The sequence below is a fragment of the Pseudogulbenkiania sp. AW2-16 genome (assembly GCF_056824575.1).
Genome location: NZ_CP157668.1, coordinates 839628 through 860038, shown reverse-complemented (window position 1 = coordinate 860038; position 20411 = coordinate 839628). Strand labels below are relative to the sequence as shown.

14 protein-coding genes and 1 pseudogene are annotated in these 20411 nt (G+C 68.5%); 3 read left to right on the top strand and 12 right to left on the bottom strand.

The features are described 5' to 3' along the window. Nucleotides 1-17: 17 nt before the first annotated feature. The 7 genes and pseudogenes from ABKF58_RS04200 to ABKF58_RS04170 all read right to left on the bottom strand — a co-directional run bounded on the left by ABKF58_RS04200 (nucleotide 18) and on the right by ABKF58_RS04170 (nucleotide 8658). Nucleotides 18-2166 (bottom strand): annotated as a pseudogene (locus ABKF58_RS04200) (UvrD-helicase domain-containing protein). 149 nt (nucleotides 2167-2315) lie between these two features. Beyond that, nucleotides 2316-3158 (bottom strand): 2OG-Fe(II) oxygenase family protein, encoded by an 843-nt coding sequence (locus ABKF58_RS04195; RefSeq protein ID WP_482583472.1) that lies wholly within the window; start codon nucleotides 3156-3158, stop codon nucleotides 2316-2318. A gap of 242 nt (nucleotides 3159-3400) precedes the next feature. After that, nucleotides 3401-4183 (bottom strand): serine O-acetyltransferase, encoded by a 783-nt coding sequence (gene cysE / locus ABKF58_RS04190; protein WP_008954738.1) that lies wholly within the window; start codon nucleotides 4181-4183, stop codon nucleotides 3401-3403. Nucleotides 4184-4371: 188 nt separating this feature from the next. Next, nucleotides 4372-5868 carry a ribonuclease G gene (gene rng / locus ABKF58_RS04185; protein ID WP_008954739.1) on the bottom strand — a complete coding sequence of 499 codons (1497 nt, stop codon included), beginning with the start codon at nucleotides 5866-5868 and terminating at the stop codon, nucleotides 4372-4374. Nucleotides 5869-5878: 10 nt separating this feature from the next. After that, nucleotides 5879-6475: a Maf family protein gene (locus ABKF58_RS04180; protein WP_008954740.1), complete on the bottom strand. Its 597-nt coding sequence runs from the start codon at nucleotides 6473-6475 to the stop codon at nucleotides 5879-5881. A 201-nt stretch (nucleotides 6476-6676) separates the two neighbouring features. Further along, a complete protein-coding gene (locus ABKF58_RS04175) occupies nucleotides 6677-7678 on the bottom strand; it encodes an MBL fold metallo-hydrolase (protein ID WP_482583470.1) in 1002 nt (333 codons plus the stop codon). 92 nt (nucleotides 7679-7770) lie between these two features. Beyond that, on the bottom strand, nucleotides 7771-8658 hold the full coding sequence (locus ABKF58_RS04170) for a LysR substrate-binding domain-containing protein (RefSeq protein ID WP_482583469.1): 888 nt from the start codon (nucleotides 8656-8658) through the stop codon (nucleotides 7771-7773). A gap of 107 nt (nucleotides 8659-8765) precedes the next feature. Here ABKF58_RS04170 and ABKF58_RS04165 point away from each other — a divergent pair, with 107 nt between their 5' ends. After that, on the top strand, nucleotides 8766-9578 hold the full coding sequence (locus ABKF58_RS04165) for a phytanoyl-CoA dioxygenase family protein (protein WP_482583467.1): 813 nt from the start codon (nucleotides 8766-8768) through the stop codon (nucleotides 9576-9578). Between the two features lie 75 nt (nucleotides 9579-9653). Here the strand turns inward: ABKF58_RS04165 and ABKF58_RS04160 are convergent, their stop codons facing one another. Continuing rightward, the gene (locus tag ABKF58_RS04160) at nucleotides 9654-10913 is read right to left on the bottom strand and encodes a glutamate-5-semialdehyde dehydrogenase (RefSeq protein WP_482583466.1); all 1260 of its coding nucleotides are present in this window, start codon (nucleotides 10911-10913) and stop codon (nucleotides 9654-9656) included. Between the two features lie 233 nt (nucleotides 10914-11146). Here ABKF58_RS04160 and ABKF58_RS04155 point away from each other — a divergent pair, with 233 nt between their 5' ends. Next, entirely contained in the window at nucleotides 11147-13048 is a 1902-nt protein-coding gene (locus tag ABKF58_RS04155) for a propionate--CoA ligase (protein WP_482583465.1), read from the top strand. A 70-nt stretch (nucleotides 13049-13118) separates the two neighbouring features. Here the strand turns inward: ABKF58_RS04155 and ABKF58_RS04150 are convergent, their stop codons facing one another. The 4 genes from ABKF58_RS04150 to ABKF58_RS04135 form a co-directional block, all read right to left on the bottom strand. Continuing rightward, the gene (locus ABKF58_RS04150; protein ID WP_148282923.1) at nucleotides 13119-13532 is read right to left on the bottom strand and encodes a SiaC family regulatory phosphoprotein; all 414 of its coding nucleotides are present in this window, start codon (nucleotides 13530-13532) and stop codon (nucleotides 13119-13121) included. 187 nt (nucleotides 13533-13719) lie between these two features. Further along, nucleotides 13720-15003, bottom strand: coding sequence for a DUF3422 family protein (locus ABKF58_RS04145; protein ID WP_482583464.1), 1284 nt, complete (start codon nucleotides 15001-15003; stop codon nucleotides 13720-13722). A gap of 335 nt (nucleotides 15004-15338) precedes the next feature. Next, nucleotides 15339-16970 carry a methyl-accepting chemotaxis protein gene (locus ABKF58_RS04140; protein ID WP_482583462.1) on the bottom strand — a complete coding sequence of 544 codons (1632 nt, stop codon included), beginning with the start codon at nucleotides 16968-16970 and terminating at the stop codon, nucleotides 15339-15341. Between the two features lie 115 nt (nucleotides 16971-17085). Beyond that, nucleotides 17086-17517 (bottom strand): DUF721 domain-containing protein, encoded by a 432-nt coding sequence (locus ABKF58_RS04135; RefSeq protein ID WP_008954753.1) that lies wholly within the window; start codon nucleotides 17515-17517, stop codon nucleotides 17086-17088. A 170-nt stretch (nucleotides 17518-17687) separates the two neighbouring features. On the opposite strand from ABKF58_RS04135, the gene secA reads away from it, so the two are divergent. Then, nucleotides 17688-20405 carry a preprotein translocase subunit SecA gene (gene secA / locus ABKF58_RS04130; protein WP_482583461.1) on the top strand — a complete coding sequence of 906 codons (2718 nt, stop codon included), beginning with the start codon at nucleotides 17688-17690 and terminating at the stop codon, nucleotides 20403-20405. Nucleotides 20406-20411 lie beyond the last annotated feature (6 nt).

The window sequence follows — 20411 nt, the reverse complement described above, 5'->3', positions numbered from 1 at the left end:
ACGGTGCACGGCGGCCGTCAGGCCGCGCTGAGCTTGGCGTAACGCAGGTCCAGCCATTTCAGGCCGTGTTCGGCGAAGTTGATGTGCAGGCGCACGTCGTCGCCGCCGCCTTCGGCGTCGATCACCACCCCCAGCCCGAACTTGGCGTGCGTCACCGACTGGCCGATGGCGAAGCCCTTGAGGTTGGCCGAAGGGCGGCTCGGCGGCGGCTGGTCCAGCCAGGGCGCACGCGTGTTATGCGAGACCGGTAACGGTTTCACTGTAGCAGACAGCACGTGCAGCAGCTGGCCCGGCACCTCGTCGACGAAGCGCGAGCGGATCGGGTAGCGGCTCAGGCCGTGCAGCATGCGGCTCTGCGCCGAGCTGAGGTAGAGCCGTTTGCGCGCGCGCGTCACCGCGACGTACATCAGGCGCCGCTCCTCCTCCAGCCCCTTGGGATCGTTGAAGCTGTTCTCGTGCGGGAACAGCCCTTCCTCCAGCCCGGACACGAACACCGCGTCGAATTCCAGCCCCTTGGCGGCGTGCACCGTCATCAGCTGCAGCGCGTCCTGGCCGGCCTCGGCACTGGTGCTCGCCGGCTTCCAGGCTGGCGGCGCTGAGGAATTCCACCACCGCCTGCTCAGGGTCCTGCGGGAAGAAGCCGGCGGCGGCGTTGATCAGTTCGTCGAGGTTGGCGAGGCGCTCCTCGCTCTCCTTCTTGTCGGCCTCGTACATCGCCTTGAGGCCGGAATCGTCGAGCAGCAGGCTGACGGTCTCGGCCAGGTTCAGCGTGGAGGTGCGCGCGCGGAGCTGGTCGATCAAGAGCACGAACTTGCCCAGGCTGGCGGCGGCGCGGCCGCTGCCGGAGGCGCAGGCGGCCTGCCACAGGCTGATGCCCTGCTCGCGGCTGGCGGCCTGCAGGCCTTCCACGGTGCGCGCGCCGATGCCGCGCGCCGGGATGTTGATGACGCGCAGCAGCGCGTTGTCGTCGTCCGGGTTGGCGATCAGGCGCAGGTAGGCCAGCGCGTGCTTGATCTCCTGGCGCTCGAAGAAGCGCAGCCCGCCGTACACGCGGTACGGCAGCTTGGCGTTGACCAGGGCGTGCTCGAGCGCACGGCTCTGGGCATTGGAACGGTACAGCACGGCGATGTCGGAGAGGTTCCAGCCGTCGCGCTGGAGCGCCTTGACCTCGTCGCAGATGAACTCGGCCTCGTCGCCATCGGAATAGGCGTCGTAGAGGCGGATCGGTTCGCCCTCGCCGGCCTCGGTCCACAGGTTCTTGCCGAGCCGGCCGTCGTTCTTCTCGATCAGCGCGTTGGCGGCGGCGAGGATGTTGCCGGCCGAGCGGTAGTTCTGCTCCAGCCGCACCGGGCCGTCGATGCCGAAGTCGACCAGCAGCGAGCGCATGTTGCCGACCTCGGCGCCGCGGAAGGCGTAGATGCTCTGGTCGTCGTCGCCCACCGCGAACAGCGCGTTGTCGCGCCCGGCCAAGAGCTTGAGCCAGGCGTACTGCAAGCGGTTGGTGTCCTGGAACTCGTCCACCAGGATGAAGCGGAAGCGGCTCTTGTAGTGCTCGGCCAGCGCGGCGTTGCGCGACAGCACCTCGTAGCTGCGCAGCAGCAGCTCGGCGAAGTCCACCACGCCCTCGCGCTGGCACTGCGCGTCGTAGGCGGCGTAGAGCTCGATCAGCTTCTTGGTGTAGGCGTCGTGCGCCGACAGCGCGTCGGCGCGCACGCCGGATTCCTTGTTGCCGTTGATGAAGTTCTGCACCGCGCGCGGCGGGAATTTTTCGTCTGAGACGTCGAGGCTCTTCAGCAGGCGCTTGATCGCCGCCTGCTGGTCGGCCGAGTCGAGGATCTGGAAGGTGCTGGGCAGCCCGGCGTCGCGGTAGTGGGCGCGCAGGAAGCGGTTGCACAGGCCGTGGAAGGTGCCGATCCACATGGTCTTGACGTTGACCGGGATCATCGCGCCCAGGCGCGTCTGCATCTCGCGCGCCGCCTTGTTGGTGAAGGTCACGGCGAGGATGCCGGCCGGGCTGACCTGGCCGGTCTGGATCAGCCAGGCGATGCGCGTGGTCAGCACCCGCGTCTTGCCGCTGCCGGCGCCGGCCAGCACCAGCGCGCTCTTGGCGGGCCAGGTGACGGCGGAGAGTTGTTCGGGGTTGAGGCCGGAGAGCAGATCGGACATGGCGGGGCAGCAATCGTCAAAACGCCGATTTTACCCCAGCGCGCCGCCGCCCGTACGGACGGATCGAAGCGCCTCGTCACGGCGGCCGTTGCATAGACAAAAGGTTGGCCGAAGCGGGGCTTCGGCCAGCCTTGGGGCAGTGTGACGCCCTAGCCCTTCACCCCCAGCTCGCGCAGCCGTTCGGCCAGATAGCGGCCGGCGCTGTAGCGCTCCGACAGCTCCACCTCGTCGCGCGGGTGCAGGAACAGGGGCAGCGCGACGCGGCTCCTGGCGGCGGCTTCGCCCACCGGGTTGACCACGCGGTGCAGCGTGGACGGGTAGTAGCCGCGCGAGGCTTCGGCCAACATGTCGCCGGTGTTGATCACCAGCGTGCCGAAGTCGCACGGCACGTCCTGCCACTGGCCGTCGCGCCCCTGCACCTGCAGCCCCGGCTCGCTGGCGGCGGGCAGGATGGTCAACAGGTTGATGTCGCCGTGCGCGGCGGCGCGCAGGGCGCCGGCCGGTTCGTCGCCACTCAGCGGCGGGTAGCGCAGCACGCGCAGCAGCGTGCCGCGGCTGTTGGCGATCATCGTCGACAGCGGCTGGCTGTAATGCGCGGCGATGTCGGGCGGGGTGTGGCGCTCCACCCAGCCCAGCAGTTCGGCCGCGAGCGCGCTGGCCACGGCGTAGTAGCGCAGGGTGTCGTCGTGCAGCTCGGGCGGAATGCGCCCCCAGGGGTAGACGTGGTAGTACTCCTTGAGGTCCTTCTGGGTGTGGCCCTTGGCGGTCTCGGACACCGCGGTGGAGAACCAGCCGTCCTGGGTCTCGGGAGAGAAGGCGTAGGCGTGCTTGGCGTCGCCGTCGAAAAAGGCCAGCCAGCGCCGGTACAGGTCCGTCACCAGCGTCTCCGGGATCGGGTGATGGCTGAGCACGGCGAAGCCGGTCTCGTGCAGCGAGCGGGCGAAGCGTTCGGCGGCGTCGGCGGCGCGGTAGTCGACTTGCTGGACGTTCATCTCATGCTCCTATGGGGCATCAAGTCAGGTTGCAGCAAGGGAGCACGGGCGGCGCTGGCACCGCCCCAGGCTGCTGACAAAGTACCCTGTCCAGATTCTACCGGACCCGGCAAAGCCGGGCCGCTTCTGACAAGCTATTGAATCCGCAGCCTTCCTTATTTACACGACAAACCCCTTCCGCTTCGCAAAAGGGGTTTGTCAACAATCTCGTGCGGTGCCTGCACCGCCCGTGGCATGGCAGCTTACACCCGCTGGTCCATGTCCAGCCCCGGCGTGCCCGGTCCGGGCGAGCCCACCACCTTGGCCGGCACCCCGGCCACGGTGCTGTGCGGCGGCACGTCGTCCAGCACCACGCTGCCGGCGCCGACCTTGGCGCACTCGCCGACGTGGATGTTGCCGAGGATCGCCGCGCCGGTGCCGATCAGCACGCCGTCGCCGATCTTGGGATGGCGGTCGCCGCGCTCCTTGCCGGAGCCGCCCAGCGTCACGCCGTGCAGGATCGAGACGTTGTCGCCGATCACCGCGGTTTCGCCCACCACCACGCCGGTGCCGTGGTCCAGCATCACGCCCTGGCCGATGCGCGCCGCCGGGTGGATGTCGGCGCCGGTCACCTCGGAGATGCGGTTCTGCAGGAACAGCGCCAGCGTCTGCCGCCCCTGCTGCCAGAGCCAGTGCGTCACGCGCTGGCTCTGGATGGCGTGAAAGCCCTTGAAGTACAGCAGCGGGATGGAGTAGCCCTCGCAGGCCGGGTCGCGGTCGTAGCAGGCCACGATGTCGGCGCGCATCTTCTGGCCGATGACGGGGTCGGCCGCGAGCGCCTCGCGGAACAGCTCCATCAAGGCGCGCGCGTCCATCACCGGGCTCGAGAGCTTGCTCGACAGGTGGAACGCCAGCACGTCTTCCAGCGTGTCGTGGCGCAGCACCGTCATGTGCAGGAAGCTCGCCAGCAGAGGCTCGGCCTGCGCGGCGGCTTCGGCCTCCTTGAAGACGGCAAGCCAGATCGGGTCGTCGTAGTTTTCGCTCATGCTTGTCTCGTTACAGTGTTTGCGGCGGCATTCCAAAAAGCATTAGGAACGAGAACGCGAAGGCAAGTGAGCGGGGCCGCAGACAGTACAGCTAGTACGGCAAGGGCTCGCTGAGCGAATCTTAAGATTCGCACGCGGTCCGCGGCCACGCGGCCGACAACGTTATCGTTTCTAAGGCGCATTTGGAATCACAGCAGCACCACGTCGAACTGCTCCTGTGGATAGGTGGTTTCCACCGACAGCGAGATCGGCTTGCCGATGAAGTCCACCAGCATCGCCAGGCTCTGCGATTCCTCGTCGAGGAACATGTCGATCACCGGCTGCGCGGCCAGGATGCGGAAGCCCTTGGCGTCGAACTGGCGCGCCTCGCGCACGATCTCGCGCTGGATCTCGTAGCACACCGTCTGCGCCGTCTTGATCTCGCCGCGCCCCTGGCAGGTCGGGCACGGTTCGCACAGCACGTGCGCCAGGCTCTCGCGCGTGCGCTTGCGGGTGATCTCGACCAGCCCCAGGCTGGTGAAGCCGTTCAGCGTCACCCGGGTGCGGTCGCGCGCCATCGCCTTGGCCAGCTCGTTCAGCACCTGGCTGCGGTGCTCCTCGTTATCCATGTCGATGAAGTCGACGATGATGATGCCGCCCAGGTTGCGCAGGCGCAATTGGCGCGCGATGGCGTGGGTGGCCTCAAGGTTGGTCTTGAAGATGGTCTCGTCGAAATTGCGGTTGCCGACGAAGCCGCCGGTGTTGACGTCGATGGTGGTCATCGCCTCGGTCTGGTCGATGATCAGGTAGCCGCCGAACTTCAGGTTGACGCGGCGCGCCAGGGCGCGGTCGATCTCGGCCTCGATGCCGTGCAGCTCGAACAGCGGGCGCTCGCCGCTGTAGCGCGCGATCTTGTCCACCGCGTTGGTGACGTACTGCTCGGCGAACTCCACCATGCGGCTGTAGTTCTCGGTGGAGTCGACGATGACGTGCTCGGTCGATTCGCTCACCATGTCGCGCAGCACGCGCACCGCCAGCGGCAGGTCTTCGTAGAGCAGGCTCTGCGGCGGTTCGGTGAGCGAGCGCTGGCGGATGTCGGTCCACAGCTTGCCGAGGTAGCCGATGTCGGCGGCGAGTTCCTGGTCGCTGGCGGTCTCGGCGCTGGTGCGGATGATGTAGCCCTTGGGCGTGCCGTCGGGCAGCAGCTTCTCCAGCCGCGCCTTGAGGCTCAGGCGGTCCTCCTCGTTCTCGATCTTCTGCGAGATGCCGATGTGTTCTTCCTGCGGCAGGTGCACCAGGAAGCGCCCGGCCAGCGAGATCTGCGTCGACAGGCGCGCGCCCTTGGTGCCGATCGGGTCCTTGATCACCTGGACCAGCACGGTCTGGCCCTCGAACAGCATCTTCTCGATGCGCTGCGGCTCGGAAGGATGCTGGCGCTGTTCCAGCACGTCGGCGATGTGCAGGAAGGCGGCGCGCTCCAGACCGATCTCGATGAAGGCGCTCTGCATGCCGGGCAGCACGCGCTTGACCTGGCCCAGGTAGATGTTGCCGACGATGCCGCGGCTGGCGGCGCGCTCCACGTGCAATTCCTGCACGATGGCGTCTTCCAGCACCGCGACGCGGGTTTCCTGCGGCGTGATGTTGACCAGGATCTGCTCGTTGGGGCGCGGCAGGTCGCGCGGCAGCGGAATGGATTGATGCAGCATGCGACGCTCCTCAGGGGAAGACCAGGCCGAATTCGGACAGCAGCGCGGCGGTCTCGAACACCGGCAGCCCGACCACGCCGGTGTAGCTGCCTTCGATGCGCTCGATGAACACCGCGGCGCGGCCCTGGATGCCGTAGGCGCCGGCCTTGTCGAACGGCTCGCCGGTGTCGATGTAGCGGGCGATGTCGAGTGCGGTGAGCGGGCGGAAGGCGACGTCGGTGACCGAGGTCTTGAGCAGGGTGCGCTCGCCCTCGCGCACCGCCACCGAGGTCACCACCTGGTGGCTGCGGCCGGAGAAGGCCTCGAGCATGCGGCGCGCGTCGGCGGCGTCGGCCGGCTTGCCGAAAATCTCGCCGTCCAGCACCACCGTGGTGTCGGCGGCCAAGAGCGGACGCGACGGCAGGCCGCAGCTTTCCACCAGGTGCCAGCCGGCGGCGGCCTTGTCGCGCGCCAGGCGCTCGGTGTAGGCCACGGCGTTTTCGCCGGGCAGGACCGCCTCGTCGATTTCGGCGTGGATGCGTTCGGTGCGCACGCCGAGCTGCTGCAGCAGCTCGCGCCGGCGCGGACTGGCCGAGGCCAGGTAGATCAGGGTGTCGTTGGTGCTCATGGGGTTGCCGTCAGGGTTTTATTCTTGGACTGCCTGCAAGGGTACCAGAGGCCCTCTCTCCGTACTATCGGCAGCATGGGGGACTTCGGCCAACCCTGAGGGAGCGGGACCCGGCGCGGCCCCCTGTCCTCGCGACGACCCGCGCCGCAATGAAAAAACCCGGTCCATGAGGGCCGGGCTCGGGGAGATACAACATGGTGATCAGCGGTCGCTGCGCAGCGGGCCGTACTCGACCGGCACCCAGGCGTAGCGGCTGCGCTCGGCGCGCACGTGCCCCAGCCCCGGGAACGGCAGGTGGGCGCCACCCACCCACAACTTGTCGCGTGCGGCGTCGGCGAGCAGCTTCTTGCGCGTGGCCACCGCCTGCTGGCGGTCGACATCGAACTCGATCGCGATGTCGGGGCGGGCGAACTGCGTGGCGTAGCTGTGCACGATGTCGCCCCACAGCAGTAGGCTTTGCCCCTTGGAGCTGAACAGGTAGCCGCTGTGTCCCGGCGTGTGGCCCGGCGCCGGCACGGTGGTGACGCCCGGCAGCAGCGTCTCGCCTTTGCCGTAGATCTTGAGCCGGTTGGCGGCCAGGTAGGGGGCGACCGACTCGCGCGCCATCTTGAAGAAGGGCTGGCTGTCCGGCGGCGCCTTGGCCGCGCTGGCCTCGTCGAGCCAGTAGCGCGCCTCGGCCCGTGCCACGTAGACGTCGGCGTTGGGGAACGCCGCCTTGCCCTCGGCCGTGACCAGGCCGCAGGCATGGTCCGGGTGCAGGTGGGTCAGCAGCACGGCGTCGACGTCGGCCGGTTCGTAGCCGGCGGCGCGCAGGTTGTTGATCAGGTTGCCCAGGGTCGGGCCGAAGCAGCGTGCCGAACCGGTATCGACCAGCACCAGGCGCGTGCCGGTGTGCACCAGGTAGCCGTTGACTGCGGTCTGCACGCCGCGCGTGGTGTCGATGAACATGCGCGCCAGCAGGCTCTGCACGTCCCTGGCGCGGGCATTCTTCAGCAGCTTCTGGTCGAGGTCGACGTAGCCGTCGTAGAGCGCGGTCACCTGGAACTCGCCCAGCGCCATGCGGTAGTAGCCCGGCACCTGGGCCTTCAGTTGGGGCGGCGGCGCGGCGTGGGCAAGGCCCGGCGCCAGCGGCAGCAGGCTGGTGCCGGCGAGCGCGAGGAAGGACAGCAGGCGGCGGGCGAGGCGAGGCGACGTCGTGGGCATGACAGGCTCCGTAATGACAATGAACTATCACTTTAGCATCAAGCGGAGGCTATGCGGTGTCAGCGCGGCGGGCCTGCCGTGCGGGCGGACCGTCATTCCCGGGTGACGGCCCAGCGCAGGAAGGCGTCGACCACCGGGGAGGGGTGTGCTGTCGCCGGGCGCGCCAGCACCACGCGCTGCGGCGGCGGATCGTCGCGCAGCGGGCGGCAGGCGATGGGCGTGCCGTCGTAGCTCAGGTCCCCGGCCGGGCGCGTGCACGACAGCGCCACGCCGGCGCCGTGCGCCACCAGGCCGCGCTGCATTTCGAAGCTCTGCACCGTCTGCGCGATGCGCGGCGTCAGCCCCAGGTTCCAGAACAGCGACAGCAGGTAGTCGCGGGTGTGCGGAATATCCTCCAGCACCAGCGGCTGCGCGGCCAGCTCGGCCAGCGACACGGCGGGCTGCGCCGCCAGCGGATGGTCGCCCGGCAGCAGCGCGTAGGGCGCCAGTTCCGCCAGCGTGCGGCATTCCATCTGCGCGTCGGTGGCGAGTTCGTAGGTCAGCGCCAGCTCGGCCTTGCCGGCGCGCAGCGCGCGCTGCACCGTGGCCAGGTCGCCCTCCAGCAGCGTCACCGCGATCTGCGGGTGGCGTGCACGAAACCCCGCCAGCAGGCGCGGGGCGAAATAGGGCCCCAGATCCTGGAAACAGATCAGCGACAGCTGGCCGCGTAGTTCGCCCGGTTCCTCGCCGCTGCCGAGGCCTGCCGCCAGCGCCAGGATGTCGCGCGCCTGGCCCAGCACGCGCAGCCCGGCCGGTGTCAGCTCGACGCCGCGGCTGGCCTGACGGCGGAACAGCGCGGTGCCGAGCGCGGCCTCGAGCTGGGCGATGGCGAGCGATACCGAGGGCTGAGACACGTGGCGCGCGCGCGCCGCGGCACTGACGCCGCCGTGCTCGGCGGTGGCGACGAAGTATTCGAGCTGACGCAACGAGAAGTCGATCATGTTTTTCAATAATGAAAAATAGGAAATATATATTTTTATTATCATAAAGCGCCCCGCGATACTGTCGCCAGAAGCCGTCTTACCCACCACCACCCGAGGAGAGGCCGATGCAGGCGACGACAGTAGGACAGGATCAGATCGAGGCATTCCAGCGCGACGGCGCGATCGTGCTGCGCGGGGCGTTTCGCGACTGGGTCGAACCGCTGCGCGAGGGATTCGAGCAGGTGCTGGCCGCGCCCGGCCCGTACGCCATCGAGAACGTTCGGCCGGGCGAAACCGGGCGTTTCTTCGAGGATTACTGCAACTGGCAGCGCATCGAACCGTTTGCGCGCTTCATCCGCCATTCGCCGGCGGCCGCGCTGGCGGGGCGGCTGATGGGCGCGCAGCGGGTGCAGATCTTCCACGAGCACATCCTGGTCAAGGAGCCCGGCACCGCCAAGCCCACGCCCTGGCACCAGGACATCCCCTATTACTGCGTCAGCGGCCTGCAGACCGCCAGCTACTGGATTCCGCTCGACCCGGTGACGCGCGACAACACGCTGCGCGTGGTGCTGGGCTCGCACCGCTGGCCCAAACTGGTGCGCCCCAAGCGCTGGGCCACCAACGAGAACTTCTTCGCCGGCGCCGACGACTTCATGGAAATGCCCGACGTCGAGGACGGCAGCTACACCCTGCTGGCGCCGGAGCTGGAACCGGGCGACGCGGTGCTGTTCGACTTCCACACCGTGCACGGCGCCGCCGGCAACCCGGGCGGCAACCGCCGCCGCGCCTTCTCGGCGCGCTTCCTCGGCGACGACGTGCGCTACGCCGCGCGCCCCGGCCGCACCTCGCCGCCCTTCCCCGGCATCGGCCAGCAAGACGGCGAGCGCCTGCGCGAGGACTGGTTTCCGGTGGTGTGGTCGGCCGACGGCACGGCCTGACCTGACCATGGCGCTGTCGTCGCCAACAAAAAAGCGGGCCGCAGCCCGCTTTTTCATTGCCGTATCAGTCAAGCCTCAGCTGCGCACCTGGCCGTCACCCAGCACCACCCACTTCTGGCTGGTCAGGCCGTGCAGGCCGACCGGGCCGCGCGCGTGGATCTTGTCGGTGGAGATGCCGATCTCGGCGCCCAGGCCGTACTCGAAGCCGTCGGCGAAGCGCGTGCTGGCGTTGACCATGACGCTGGCCGAGTCCACCTCGCGCAGGAAGCGGCGGGTGCGGCTGTAGTCCTCGCTGACGATGGCGTCGGTGTGGTGGCTGCCGTAGTCGTTGATGTGCTGGATCGCCTCGTCGAGGTCTTTCACCACCTTCACCGCCAGGATCGGCGCCGAGTATTCGGCGTACCAGTCGTCCTCGGTCGCCGGCACCACCTGGTCGCCGAGGATGATGCGGGTGCGTTCGCAGCCGCGCAGCTCCACGCCTTTTTCCCACAGCGGGGCGGCCAGCTTCGGCAGCATGAATTCGGCGGACGCCTCGTGCACCAGCAGCGTTTCCATGGTGTTGCACGGCGCGTAGCGCTGGGTCTTGGCGTTGACCACGATGGCCACGGCCTTGTCCGGGTTGGCGGTGTCGTCGACGTAGACGTGGCAGTTGCCGTCCAGGTGCTTGATCACCGGCACGCGCGCGTCCTGGCTGATGCGCGCGATCAGCCCCTTGCCGCCACGCGGCACGATCACGTCGACGTACTCGGGCATGGTGATGAGCTCGCCCACCGCGGCGCGGTCGGTGGTTTCGATCACCTGTACCGCCTCGGCCGGCAGGCCGGCCAGGCGCAGCCCTTCGTGCACGCAGCGGGCGATGGCCTGGTTGCTGTGGAAGGCTTCCGAGCCGCCGCGCAGGATGGTGGCGTTGCCCGATTTCAGGCACAGCCCGGCGGCGTCGGCGGTGACGTTGGGACGGGCCTCGTAGATGATGCCGATGACGCCGAGCGGCACGCGCATCTTGCCCAGCTGGATGCCGGACGGACGGTAGGTGAAGTCGTCCATCTCGCCCACCGGGTCGGGCAGCGCGGCGATCTGGCGCAGGCCCTCGGCCATGCCGTGGATGGTCTTGTCCGACAGCGTCAGGCGGTCGATGAAGGCTTCTTCCAGTCCGTTCTGGCGCGCGGCTTCCAGATCGAGCATGTTGGCGGCGATGAGCTGCTCGCTGTCGCGCTCGACGGCGTCGGCCATGGCCAGCAAGGCCTGGTTTTTCTGGAGGGTGTCGGCGCGGGCGATGGCGCGGCTGGCGGCGCGGGCGGCGCGGCCGACGCGCTGCATGTAGTCCTTGACGTCCATGTTCGGAGTCCTGCGAAATCTTGATGGGAATGCGTCGAGATTACCGCAAAGCGGCAAGGCCGTGCCAGTGCGGCAGGGGCGAGGGCGGCTGTTGCGGCAGAAAAACAGCGCCTTGCGGAATCGTTTGACCCTGCTGCGAGTGTGGGGTAAGGTGGGATTCGAGCAACCGCTTGGTTGAATTGTCGTCATTACGCACAACGGCGCGCCAGACGCCGGCACGGAGGAGAGACCGCATGACCGCATACCGCGATTTTCATCGCCAGTCCATTGATCAGCCCGAGGTTTTCTGGGGGCGCGAGGCGGCTCGCATCGACTGGCACCGTCCCTACGACAAGGTGCTGGCCTACGACAAGCCGCCGTTTCGGCGCTGGTTCGTCGGCGGCGAGACCAACCTCTGTCACAACGCGGTGGACCGGCACGTGGCCGGGCGGGGCGATCAGGCGGCCTTGATCTACGTCTCGAGCGAGACCGGAGAGGAACGGGTTTACAGCTTTGCCGAACTGCAACAGGAAGTGGCGCGCTTTGCCGCCATCCTGCAGGCGCAGGGGGTGGGCAAGGGCGATCGCGTGCTGATCTACATGCCGATGATCGCCGAGGCGGTGTTCGCCATGCTGGCCACGGTGCGGCTGGGGGCGGTGCATTCGGTGGTGTTCGGCGGCTTCGCCTCGGCCAGCCTGGCGGCGCGCATCGAGGACGCCCAGCCCAAGGTGATGGTGACCGCCGATGCCGGGCTGCGCGGCGGCAAGGTGATCGCCTACAAGCCGCTGGTGGACGAGGCGCTGGAGCTGGCCGGGGCGGCGGCGCCGGGCAAGGTGATCCTGGTCAACCGCGGCCTGGCCGAAGCGCCGATGATGAAGCCGGGGCGCGACCTCGACTACGCCACGCTGCGCGCCCGGCACCTGGACGACCGCGCCGAGGTGACCTGGGTGGAATCGAGCCATCCCAGCTACATCCTCTATACCTCCGGCACCACCGGCAAGCCCAAGGGGGTCGAGCGCGACACCGGCGGCTACGCCGTGGCGCTGGCGGCGAGCATGGACTACATCTACGGCGGCGAGGCCGGCGAGGCCTTCTTCTCCACCTCGGACATCGGCTGGGTGGTGGGGCATTCCTACATCGTCTACGGCCCGCTCATCGCCGGTATGGCGACGCTGGTGTACGAGGGCCTGCCGACCAACCCGGACCCGGCGGTGTGGTGGCAGCTCGTGGAAAAGTACCGCGTCTCGGTGATGTTCTCGGCGCCGACCGCGATCCGCGTGCTGAAGAAGCAGGACCCGGCCTACCTGCACCGCCACGACCTCTCCAGCCTCAAGGCGCTGTTCCTCGCCGGCGAGCCGCTGGACGAGCCGACCGCCAACTGGATCGCCGGCGAACTGAAGGTACCGGTGATCGACAACTACTGGCAGACCGAGACCGGCTGGCCGATGCTCACCGTGTGCAACGGCGTGGCGCCGCAGCCGGTCAAGGTCGGCAGCCCCGGCCTGCCGGTGTACGGCTACAACCTCAAGCTGGTGGACGAGGCCAGCGGCGAGGAGGTCGGGGTCGGCGAGAAGGGCGTGATCGCCATCGTGCCGCCGCTGCCGCCGGGCTGCCTGAGCACGGTGTGGGGGCAGGACGAGCGCTTCCTCAACACCTATTTCGGCGGCTTCGCCGATCGGCTGCTGTATTCCTCGTTCGACTGGGGGGTGCGCGACGCCGACGGCTACATCACCATCCTCGGCCGCACCGACGACGTGATCAACGTCGCCGGCCATCGCCTCGGCACGCGCGAGATCGAGGAGGCGGTTTCCGGCCACGGCGCCATCGCCGAGGTGGCGGTGGTGGGGGTGGCCGACGCGCTCAAGGGGCAGGTGCCGCAGGCCTTCGCCGTGGTGCGCGACCCGAGCATGCTGGCCGACCCGGTGCGCCGCGCCGCGCTGGAGAAGGAAGTGATCGCCCGCGTCGCGCACGAACTGGGCGCGATCGCCAACCCGGCGCGGGTGTTCTTCGTCAACCAGTTGCCCAAGACCCGCTCCGGCAAGGTGCTGCGCCGTTCGATCCAGGCCATTGCCGAAGGGCGCGATCCGGGCGATCTCACCACGCTGGACGATCCGGCGAGTCTGGAACAAGTGCGTCAGGCCATTACCAGAGCCTGAGCCCTTTCGAGGGTGGCGTGTGCGTCACCACTGGGCCGTCTGCCTCCGGGCCGACGGCCGTTTTTTATGCCTACGCTACCTGCGCCAGCGGCGCGGCCAGCAGGCCGGGAAACTCGTGTGCCAGCACGCGGTGGAACGCCTGCAGCCGGGCGTCGTCCTCGTCGTGAAACACGTGGCAGTGCACGCGGCTGCCCTTGGCCTGGGCGTTGTTGAGCAGGTCGGCCAGGGTCAAGAGCTGGTTGGCGCTGTCGGCGTCGAGCCGGGTCAGCGCCAGCGTCAGGGCCACCTCGCCGTGGTCGAGGCCGGCCAGGTACGGGGTCAGCGGCCGGAACAGCCGGTCGTAGAAGGCGGCGGCGTCCTCCGGGCAGCTCACCCCGCGCAGCAGCAGGCGGCCGCTGTGGAAGCGGAAATCCACCTCCGGCGTGGCGGCGCCGGGGGCGAGGTAGAAGTCGGGACGGGCGACGGGCAGGGCGGGTGACAGCATCGGACGGTCTCGCGGCAGGGTGGTGAAGCCGGCGAGTGTAGAGCGCCGCTGTTGCAGCACGATGACGGCGGCCGGGGCCGGGAGAGGTTGGCCGAAGGCTTCGGCCAACCTCGGTGGACGGCGGGCGACGTAGCGAGGGCCGCTCCGCCGCTGACATCAGGACAGGCTTCGTGGCGCCAACGGCGTCTCAGTGCCCCAGCCCGTCGCGCACCTTGCGCACGCCGTACCACACCGCCGCCGCCACGATCGGGATGGCGATGCCGGTGGCCAATTCGGTGTTGAGGTGCACGCCGGCGGCCTTGATGGCCTTGAGCAGGTAGGACAGCAGGCTCACGATGTAATAGGTAAGCACCCCCACCGACAGCCCTTCCACCGTCTCCTGCAGGCGCAGCTGCATCGCGGCGCGGCGGTCCATGCTGGCCAACAAGGCGCGGTTCTGTTCCTCGTGCAGCACCTCGACGCGGGTGCGCAGCAGCGCGGTGCTGCGCTGCAGGCGGTCGGTGAGGCGGTCCTGGCGCTTCACCACGGTGTCGCAGGTGCTCATCGCCGGCGCCATGCGCCGTTCCATGAATTCGTGGAACGGCTGCATGCCGGGCAGGCGGCTCTCGCGCAGCTCGCCGATGCGGCGCTCCACCAGCGAGTAGTAGGCGCGCGTGGCGGAAATGCGGTACTGGCTCTCCGAGATCAGCTGTTCGGCGCGCGTGGAGAGGTCTTCCAGCTCGGTGAGCAGCTGGGCGTCGCCGCTGTCCGGCTTGCCCATGCGCTCGGTCAGCGAGCGCAGCACCACGTCGAGCCGGTCGAGCTCGCGCATCTGCTCCTTGGCGATGGGTAGCGCCAACAGCGCCAGCATGCGGTAGGTCTCGATCTCGAACAGGCGCTGCAGCATGCGTCCGGACTGGTTCGGTCCCATTTCCTCGTCCAGCACCACGTAGCGCGAGAAGCCCTCCGGCAGGCGCGGGTCGGGGTGCAGCTGCAGGTCGGTGTAGGCGATGCCGTTGCCGTCGCCGATGCGCGAGCCGATCAACTCGCCGCCGCCGAACCAGCGCGCCGCGATCTCGTCCGGGGTGCTGGCCGAGCCGCCCTTGAGCAGCACCGCGTGCAGTGCCACCAGCACCGTGCCGGGCAGGCGGTCGAGCCAGCTCGAGGGCAGGCGGTCGAGCGCGGTGCGGTCGAAGGGCTCGGAAAAATCGCCGGAGAGGATGAAGGTGTAGCGCGCGAACTCGGCGTGTAGCGACCAGCGTACCGTCAGGTCGCCGGCATTCGCGGTGTAGTGCGCGGCGTGGCCGAGCGGGGCCGGCAGGGCCAGCATCTGGGCCAGCTCGGCCAGTGCCTCGCGCTGGCTGGCGTCGTCGTAGTCGTAGTACAGGGTCAGCGAGGTCAGCCGTGCCGGCGACGGAATCGAGGCGTAAGGGCGGGCGTGCGCCTCGTCGTTGAGCACGCGGCGCAGCGGGTGCGGGGTGAGGGTGAGCATGGTGGGTCCAATAGGCAAACGGTTTTAAAGATGCGTGGCGCATGTTTAAAACCGCTTGCCGTACAGCATACCTCAAGCGCGCGCCCGGCTGTCCACCACTTCCGTATTACTCCGCCGTCGCGGCCGGGTGTCGGGGTGGCGCGTACCGCAGGGGCACGAAAGCGCCGCCCTGCCGATCTGATGGCCAGTCCGAACTGCGCCTGTCCGGGCCGAGGCATGCGAGAGGGGCCTGATAATCCTCCGCGTCGTAAAGGAAACAGCCCCGCAAGCATCGCCTGCGGGGCTGTTGGATACAGTGGACCTTCACCTTGACGCCCCGGCGGGGCCGGGGGCGTTCAGACGCGGAAGCGCCGTACGCTGTGGCCGAGCTGGTGCGCCAGTTCGACCAGCTGCGTGACGCCGCCGGCGAGGTTTTCCGCCACCGCCGCGCTCTGCTCGGCGGCACCGGCCACGCACTCCATGCTGCCGGCGATGTCGCGGCTGGCGACGTGCTGTTGCTGCATGGCGCTGGCGATGCCCTGCGCCTGGTCGCGCGAGGCTTGCGCCGCGGTCTCGTTGCGCTTGAGGCCGTCGCCCACGCTCTCGACGTAGCGGCGGCTGCTCGCCAGCGCCGCCAGGCCTTCGGCGATGGACGCTTCCAGGGTGTGTGACTGGCTGTCGAGCAGCAGCGTGACGCGGTCGATCTCGTTGGCCGAAGCCGCCGACTTTTCCGCCAGCTTGCGCACCTCGTCGGCCACCACGGCGAAGCCGCGCCCCTGCTCGCCGGCGCGCGCCGCCTCGATCGCGGCGTTGAGCGCCAAGAGGTTGGTCTGGTCGGCGATGTCGCGCACCTCGCTGGTCATGCCGGCGATGTCGCGGCTCTTGGCGAGGAAGGCGCCGACCAGCTCGGCGGTGCGGCCCACCACCGCTTCCACCCGCCCCACCTCGTCCACCAGGGTGGCGAGCTGCGCCGTGCCCTGGCGGCTGCTCGCCAGCGCATGGTCCGCCGCCTGGTGCATGGCGTCGCTGACGTCGGCCACCGAAGCCACGCTGACCGACAGCTCCTCGATGGAACCGGCCGATTCGGACGAGGCCCGCGACTGCTCGCGCGCCGCGCCCAGGAGCTGTGCCGACATCTGCGCCAGCGTCTCGGCCAGCCGCTCCAGTTCGCCAGCGCTGTGTTGCACCGTCGCCACGCTGCTGGCGAGGTTGCCGCTCATCTGCTGCATGGCGCCCAGCACCTGGCCGGTCTCGTCGCGTCCTGCGGGCGGCAGCGTGACACTGAGGTCGCCGCCGGCGATGGCGCGTACCGCGCCGACCATGCGCCGCATCGGCACCGTGATGCCGCGGGTGATCAGCCAGCCGGCCAGCAGGCTCAGCAGGATGATGCCGCCGCCGGCGCCAAGGCCGATCCATTTGGCCTGGGCGTAGGCCCGCGCGGCGTCGTCCAGCGCGGCGCGCGTCCTGGCCTGTTCCGCGGCGATCAGCGCTTCCAGCGCCTCGCGCCAGGGGCGCACGGCGGGGATCAACTGCGCGTTCATCACCGCGATGGCGCCGGGCACGTCGTTGGCGAGCCCGAGCTGCATCATGCGGTCGATCACCGGTTCGGCCTGGCGGCGCTGGCGGGCCGCCTGCTCCAGCAGCGCCCGCTCCGCGGCGCCGGGGGTGTAGCGCTGCCAGTGTTGCTCCAGTTCGTGCAGCGTGGCGTCGTAGTCGCGGCGCGCCGTGGCCATCTTGGCGACGGCCTGACGCTTGCTGGGCTCATCCGGAAACATCACGGCGTCGCGGTAGACGGTGCGCTGGCTTTGCAGGTTGTAGGTAAGGCGGGTAGTCAGCTCGACGGTGCGGTTGTGGTCGAGCGCCACCTCGTCGAGATGATCGCGCAGTCGGCTAAGGCCGGTGAGCTGGACCGCCAGCAGCAGCGCCACCAGCAGGGTCATGCCGCCGAAGCCGAGTGCCAGCCGCTGGCCGATACGGAGATGGTTCATTTTCTTGAAGAGAGCCTGAAGCAAACAAAGAAAATGATTCTGGCATGCGCGGGCGCTGCGCCGGTTGACGCAGGTCAAGGGGGCGGTCTGGTCGGCGGGAGTGCGGCGGAAGGACTCAGCCGCGGCGGTGGTGCGCCAGCAGTCGCGACAGCGCCGCGCTTACCAGCGGGTTGCTGACGCTGGCGGCGGCTTCCTCGATGCGCTCCAGCGCCGCCGGGCTGATCGCCAGCGCCTTGGGCGGCTTGACCGGCGGCTTGAAGCGGATGTCGACCTTGACGCGGATCTTGCTCGCCGGATAGCCGCGGTCGGTCAGCGCCGGCAGCAGGCCCGGGCCGATCATCTTCAGCCGCGCCGCCACCACGCCGTTGTCGGCGTACACCACCAGCTCGCCGTCGCGGATGCGCACCGCGCGGCAGTAGTCGGAGAGGGGCGCCGGCAGCAGGCGGCGAAAGGCCGTGTCCAGCGCCATCAGCGCCTTGGCCTCGCTGGCCAGGCGCGACAGGCGGCTGTCCTGGCGGGCAATGTCGCGGAAAGAAAGACTGCTCATGGCGCGAATTCTAGCCGATTGCCGCCATGATGGGCGATTCGCGGCGCGTGCGACCGGTTTTTCCGGGGTTCCCTTGACGCGCCACAACTTTGCCCCCATTACGTGGTCAGTGCTTGTGCTACACTTTTCCCCATTTTTCCGGCCCGCTTGGCCTCTGGATTCGAAAACCGATGATTTCCACGCTTCTCAAGAAAGTGTTCGGTAGCCGTAACGACCGGCTGCTGAAGCAATACCGCCAGGTAGTGGCCCGTATCAACGCGCTGGAAGACGGCCTGCGCGCGCTGTCGGACGAAGACCTCGCCGGCAAGACCCCGCACTTCCGCCAGCGCCTCGCCAGCGGGGAAAGCCTCGACGCGCTGCTGCCGGAAGCCTTCGCGGTGTGCCGCGAGGCCTCGCGCCGGGCGCTCGGCATGCGCCACTTCGACGTGCAGCTGATCGGCGGCATGGTGCTCAACGACGGCAAGATCGCCGAGATGCGCACCGGCGAGGGCAAGACCCTGGTCGCCACGCTGCCGTCCTACCTCAACGCGCTCACCGGCAACGGCGTGCACGTGGTGACGGTCAACGACTACCTGGCCAGCCGCGACGCCGGCATCATGGCCAAGCTGTACAACTTCCTCGGCCTGACCGTGGGCGTGAACCTGTCGCAGATGCCGCACCACCTGAAGCAGGAAGCCTACGCCGCCGACATCACCTACGGCACCAACAACGAATTCGGCTTCGACTACCTGCGCGACAACATGGTGTTCAGCACCGAGGAGAAGGTGCAGAAGAAGCTGGCCTTCGCCGTGGTCGACGAGGTCGACTCGATCCTGATCGACGAGGCCCGCACGCCGCTGATCATCTCCGGCCCGGCCGAAGACAACGTCGAGATGTACCAGCGCATGAACGTGGTGCCGCCGCTCCTGGAGCGCCAGCAGGAAGAAGAGGGCGAGGGCGACTACTGGGTGGACGAGAAGGCGCACTCGGTGCTGCTGTCCGAGCGCGGTCACGAGCGTGCCGAAGAGATCCTGACCCAGATGGGCCTGCTGAAGGAAGGCGACAGCCTGTACTCGGCCACCAACATCACGCTGATGCACCACCTGATGGCCGCGCTGCGCGCCCACGCCCTGTACCACCGCGACCAGCACTACGTGGTGCAGGACGGCGAGATCATCATCGTCGACGAATTCACCGGCCGCCTGATGCCGGGCCGCCGCTGGTCCGAGGGCCTGCACCAGGCCGTCGAAGCCAAGGAAGGCGTGACGGTGAACCGCGAGAACCAGACGCTGGCCTCGATCACCTTCCAGAATTACTTCCGCCTGTACGGCAAGCTGTCCGGCATGACCGGCACCGCCGACACCGAGGCGTTCGAGTTCCAGAGCATCTACAACCTGGAAACCGTGGTGATTCCGACCAACAAGCCGATGATCCGCAAGGACGCGCACGACAAGGTCTACCGCACCGCGCAGGAGAAGTACGACGCCATCCTGGCCGACATCAAGGACTGCCACGAGCGCGGCCAGCCGGTGCTGGTCGGCACCACCTCGATCGAGAACTCGGAGCTGATCGCCGCCCTGCTGAGCCAGGCCAAGCTGCCGCACAACGTGCTGAACGCCAAGGAACACGCGCGCGAAGCCGACATCGTGGTGCAGGCCGGGCGTCCCGGCGTGATCACCGTCGCCACCAACATGGCCGGTCGCGGTACCGACATCGTGCTGGGCGGCAATCCGGAGCCGGAAATCCGCGCGATCGAGAACGACGAGAGCCTGTCCGAACAGGACAAGACCGCGCGCATCGCCGCCATCCGCAGCGAGTGGTCGCTGCGCCACGAGCAGGTGCTGGGCGCCGGCGGCCTGCACATCGTCGGCACCGAACGCCACGAGTCGCGCCGCATCGACAACCAGCTGCGCGGCCGTTCCGGCCGCCAGGGCGACCCGGGCTCCTCGCGCTTCTACCTCAGCCTGGAAGACCCGTTGCTGCGCATCTTCGCCTCCGACCGCGTGTCGGCGATCATGGAGCGCCTGAAAATGCCGGTGGGCGAAGCCATCGAGCACCCCTGGGTGAGCCGTTCCATCGAGAACGCCCAGCGCAAGGTGGAAGGCCGCAACTTCGACATCCGCAAGCAGTTGCTGGAGTACGACGACGTCGCCAACGACCAGCGCAAGGTGATCTACCAGCAGCGCAACGAAATCCTCGACGAGGAAGACGTCAGCGCCATCGTCACCAATATGCGCGAGGGCGTGCTGTCCGACCTGGTCGACCTGCACCTGCCGCCGGAATCGATGGAAGAGCAGTGGGACCTGCCGGGGCTGGAGAAGACCCTGGAGAGCGAGTACCAGCTCGAGGCCCCGGTGGCGGACTGGCTCAAGGCCGCGCCCAACCTCGACATCCCGGAAATCCGCGAACGCATCATCAAGCAGGCCGAGGCGATCTACCAGGCCAAGGTCGAGCTGGCCGGTGAGCCGGCGATGCGTCAGTTCGAGCGCTCGCTGGTGCTGCAGATGCTGGACAACCACTGGCGCGAGCACCTGTCGTCGATGGACCACCTGCGCCAGGGCATCCACCTGCGCGGCTACGCCCAGAAGAACCCCAAGCAGGAGTACAAGCGCGAGGCCTTCGAACTGTTTGCCGACATGCTCGAGCGCATCAAGAAGAGCGTGGTCAGCGTGCTGATGACGGTGCAAATCCGCAGCCAGGAAGACATGGACGCGGTCGAGCCGCACGAGCTGCCGGAGGTCGAACTGCAGCACGCCGAGCCGGGTTCGGCACTGGCCGCGGCGGACGACGAGAACAATCCGTACGCGCCGGCGGCACTGGCGGCGCAGGGCCTGCGCATCGGCCGCAACGACCCGTGCCCGTGCGGCAGCGGCCAGAAGTACAAGCAGTGCCATGGCCGCCTGGCCTGAGAGGTC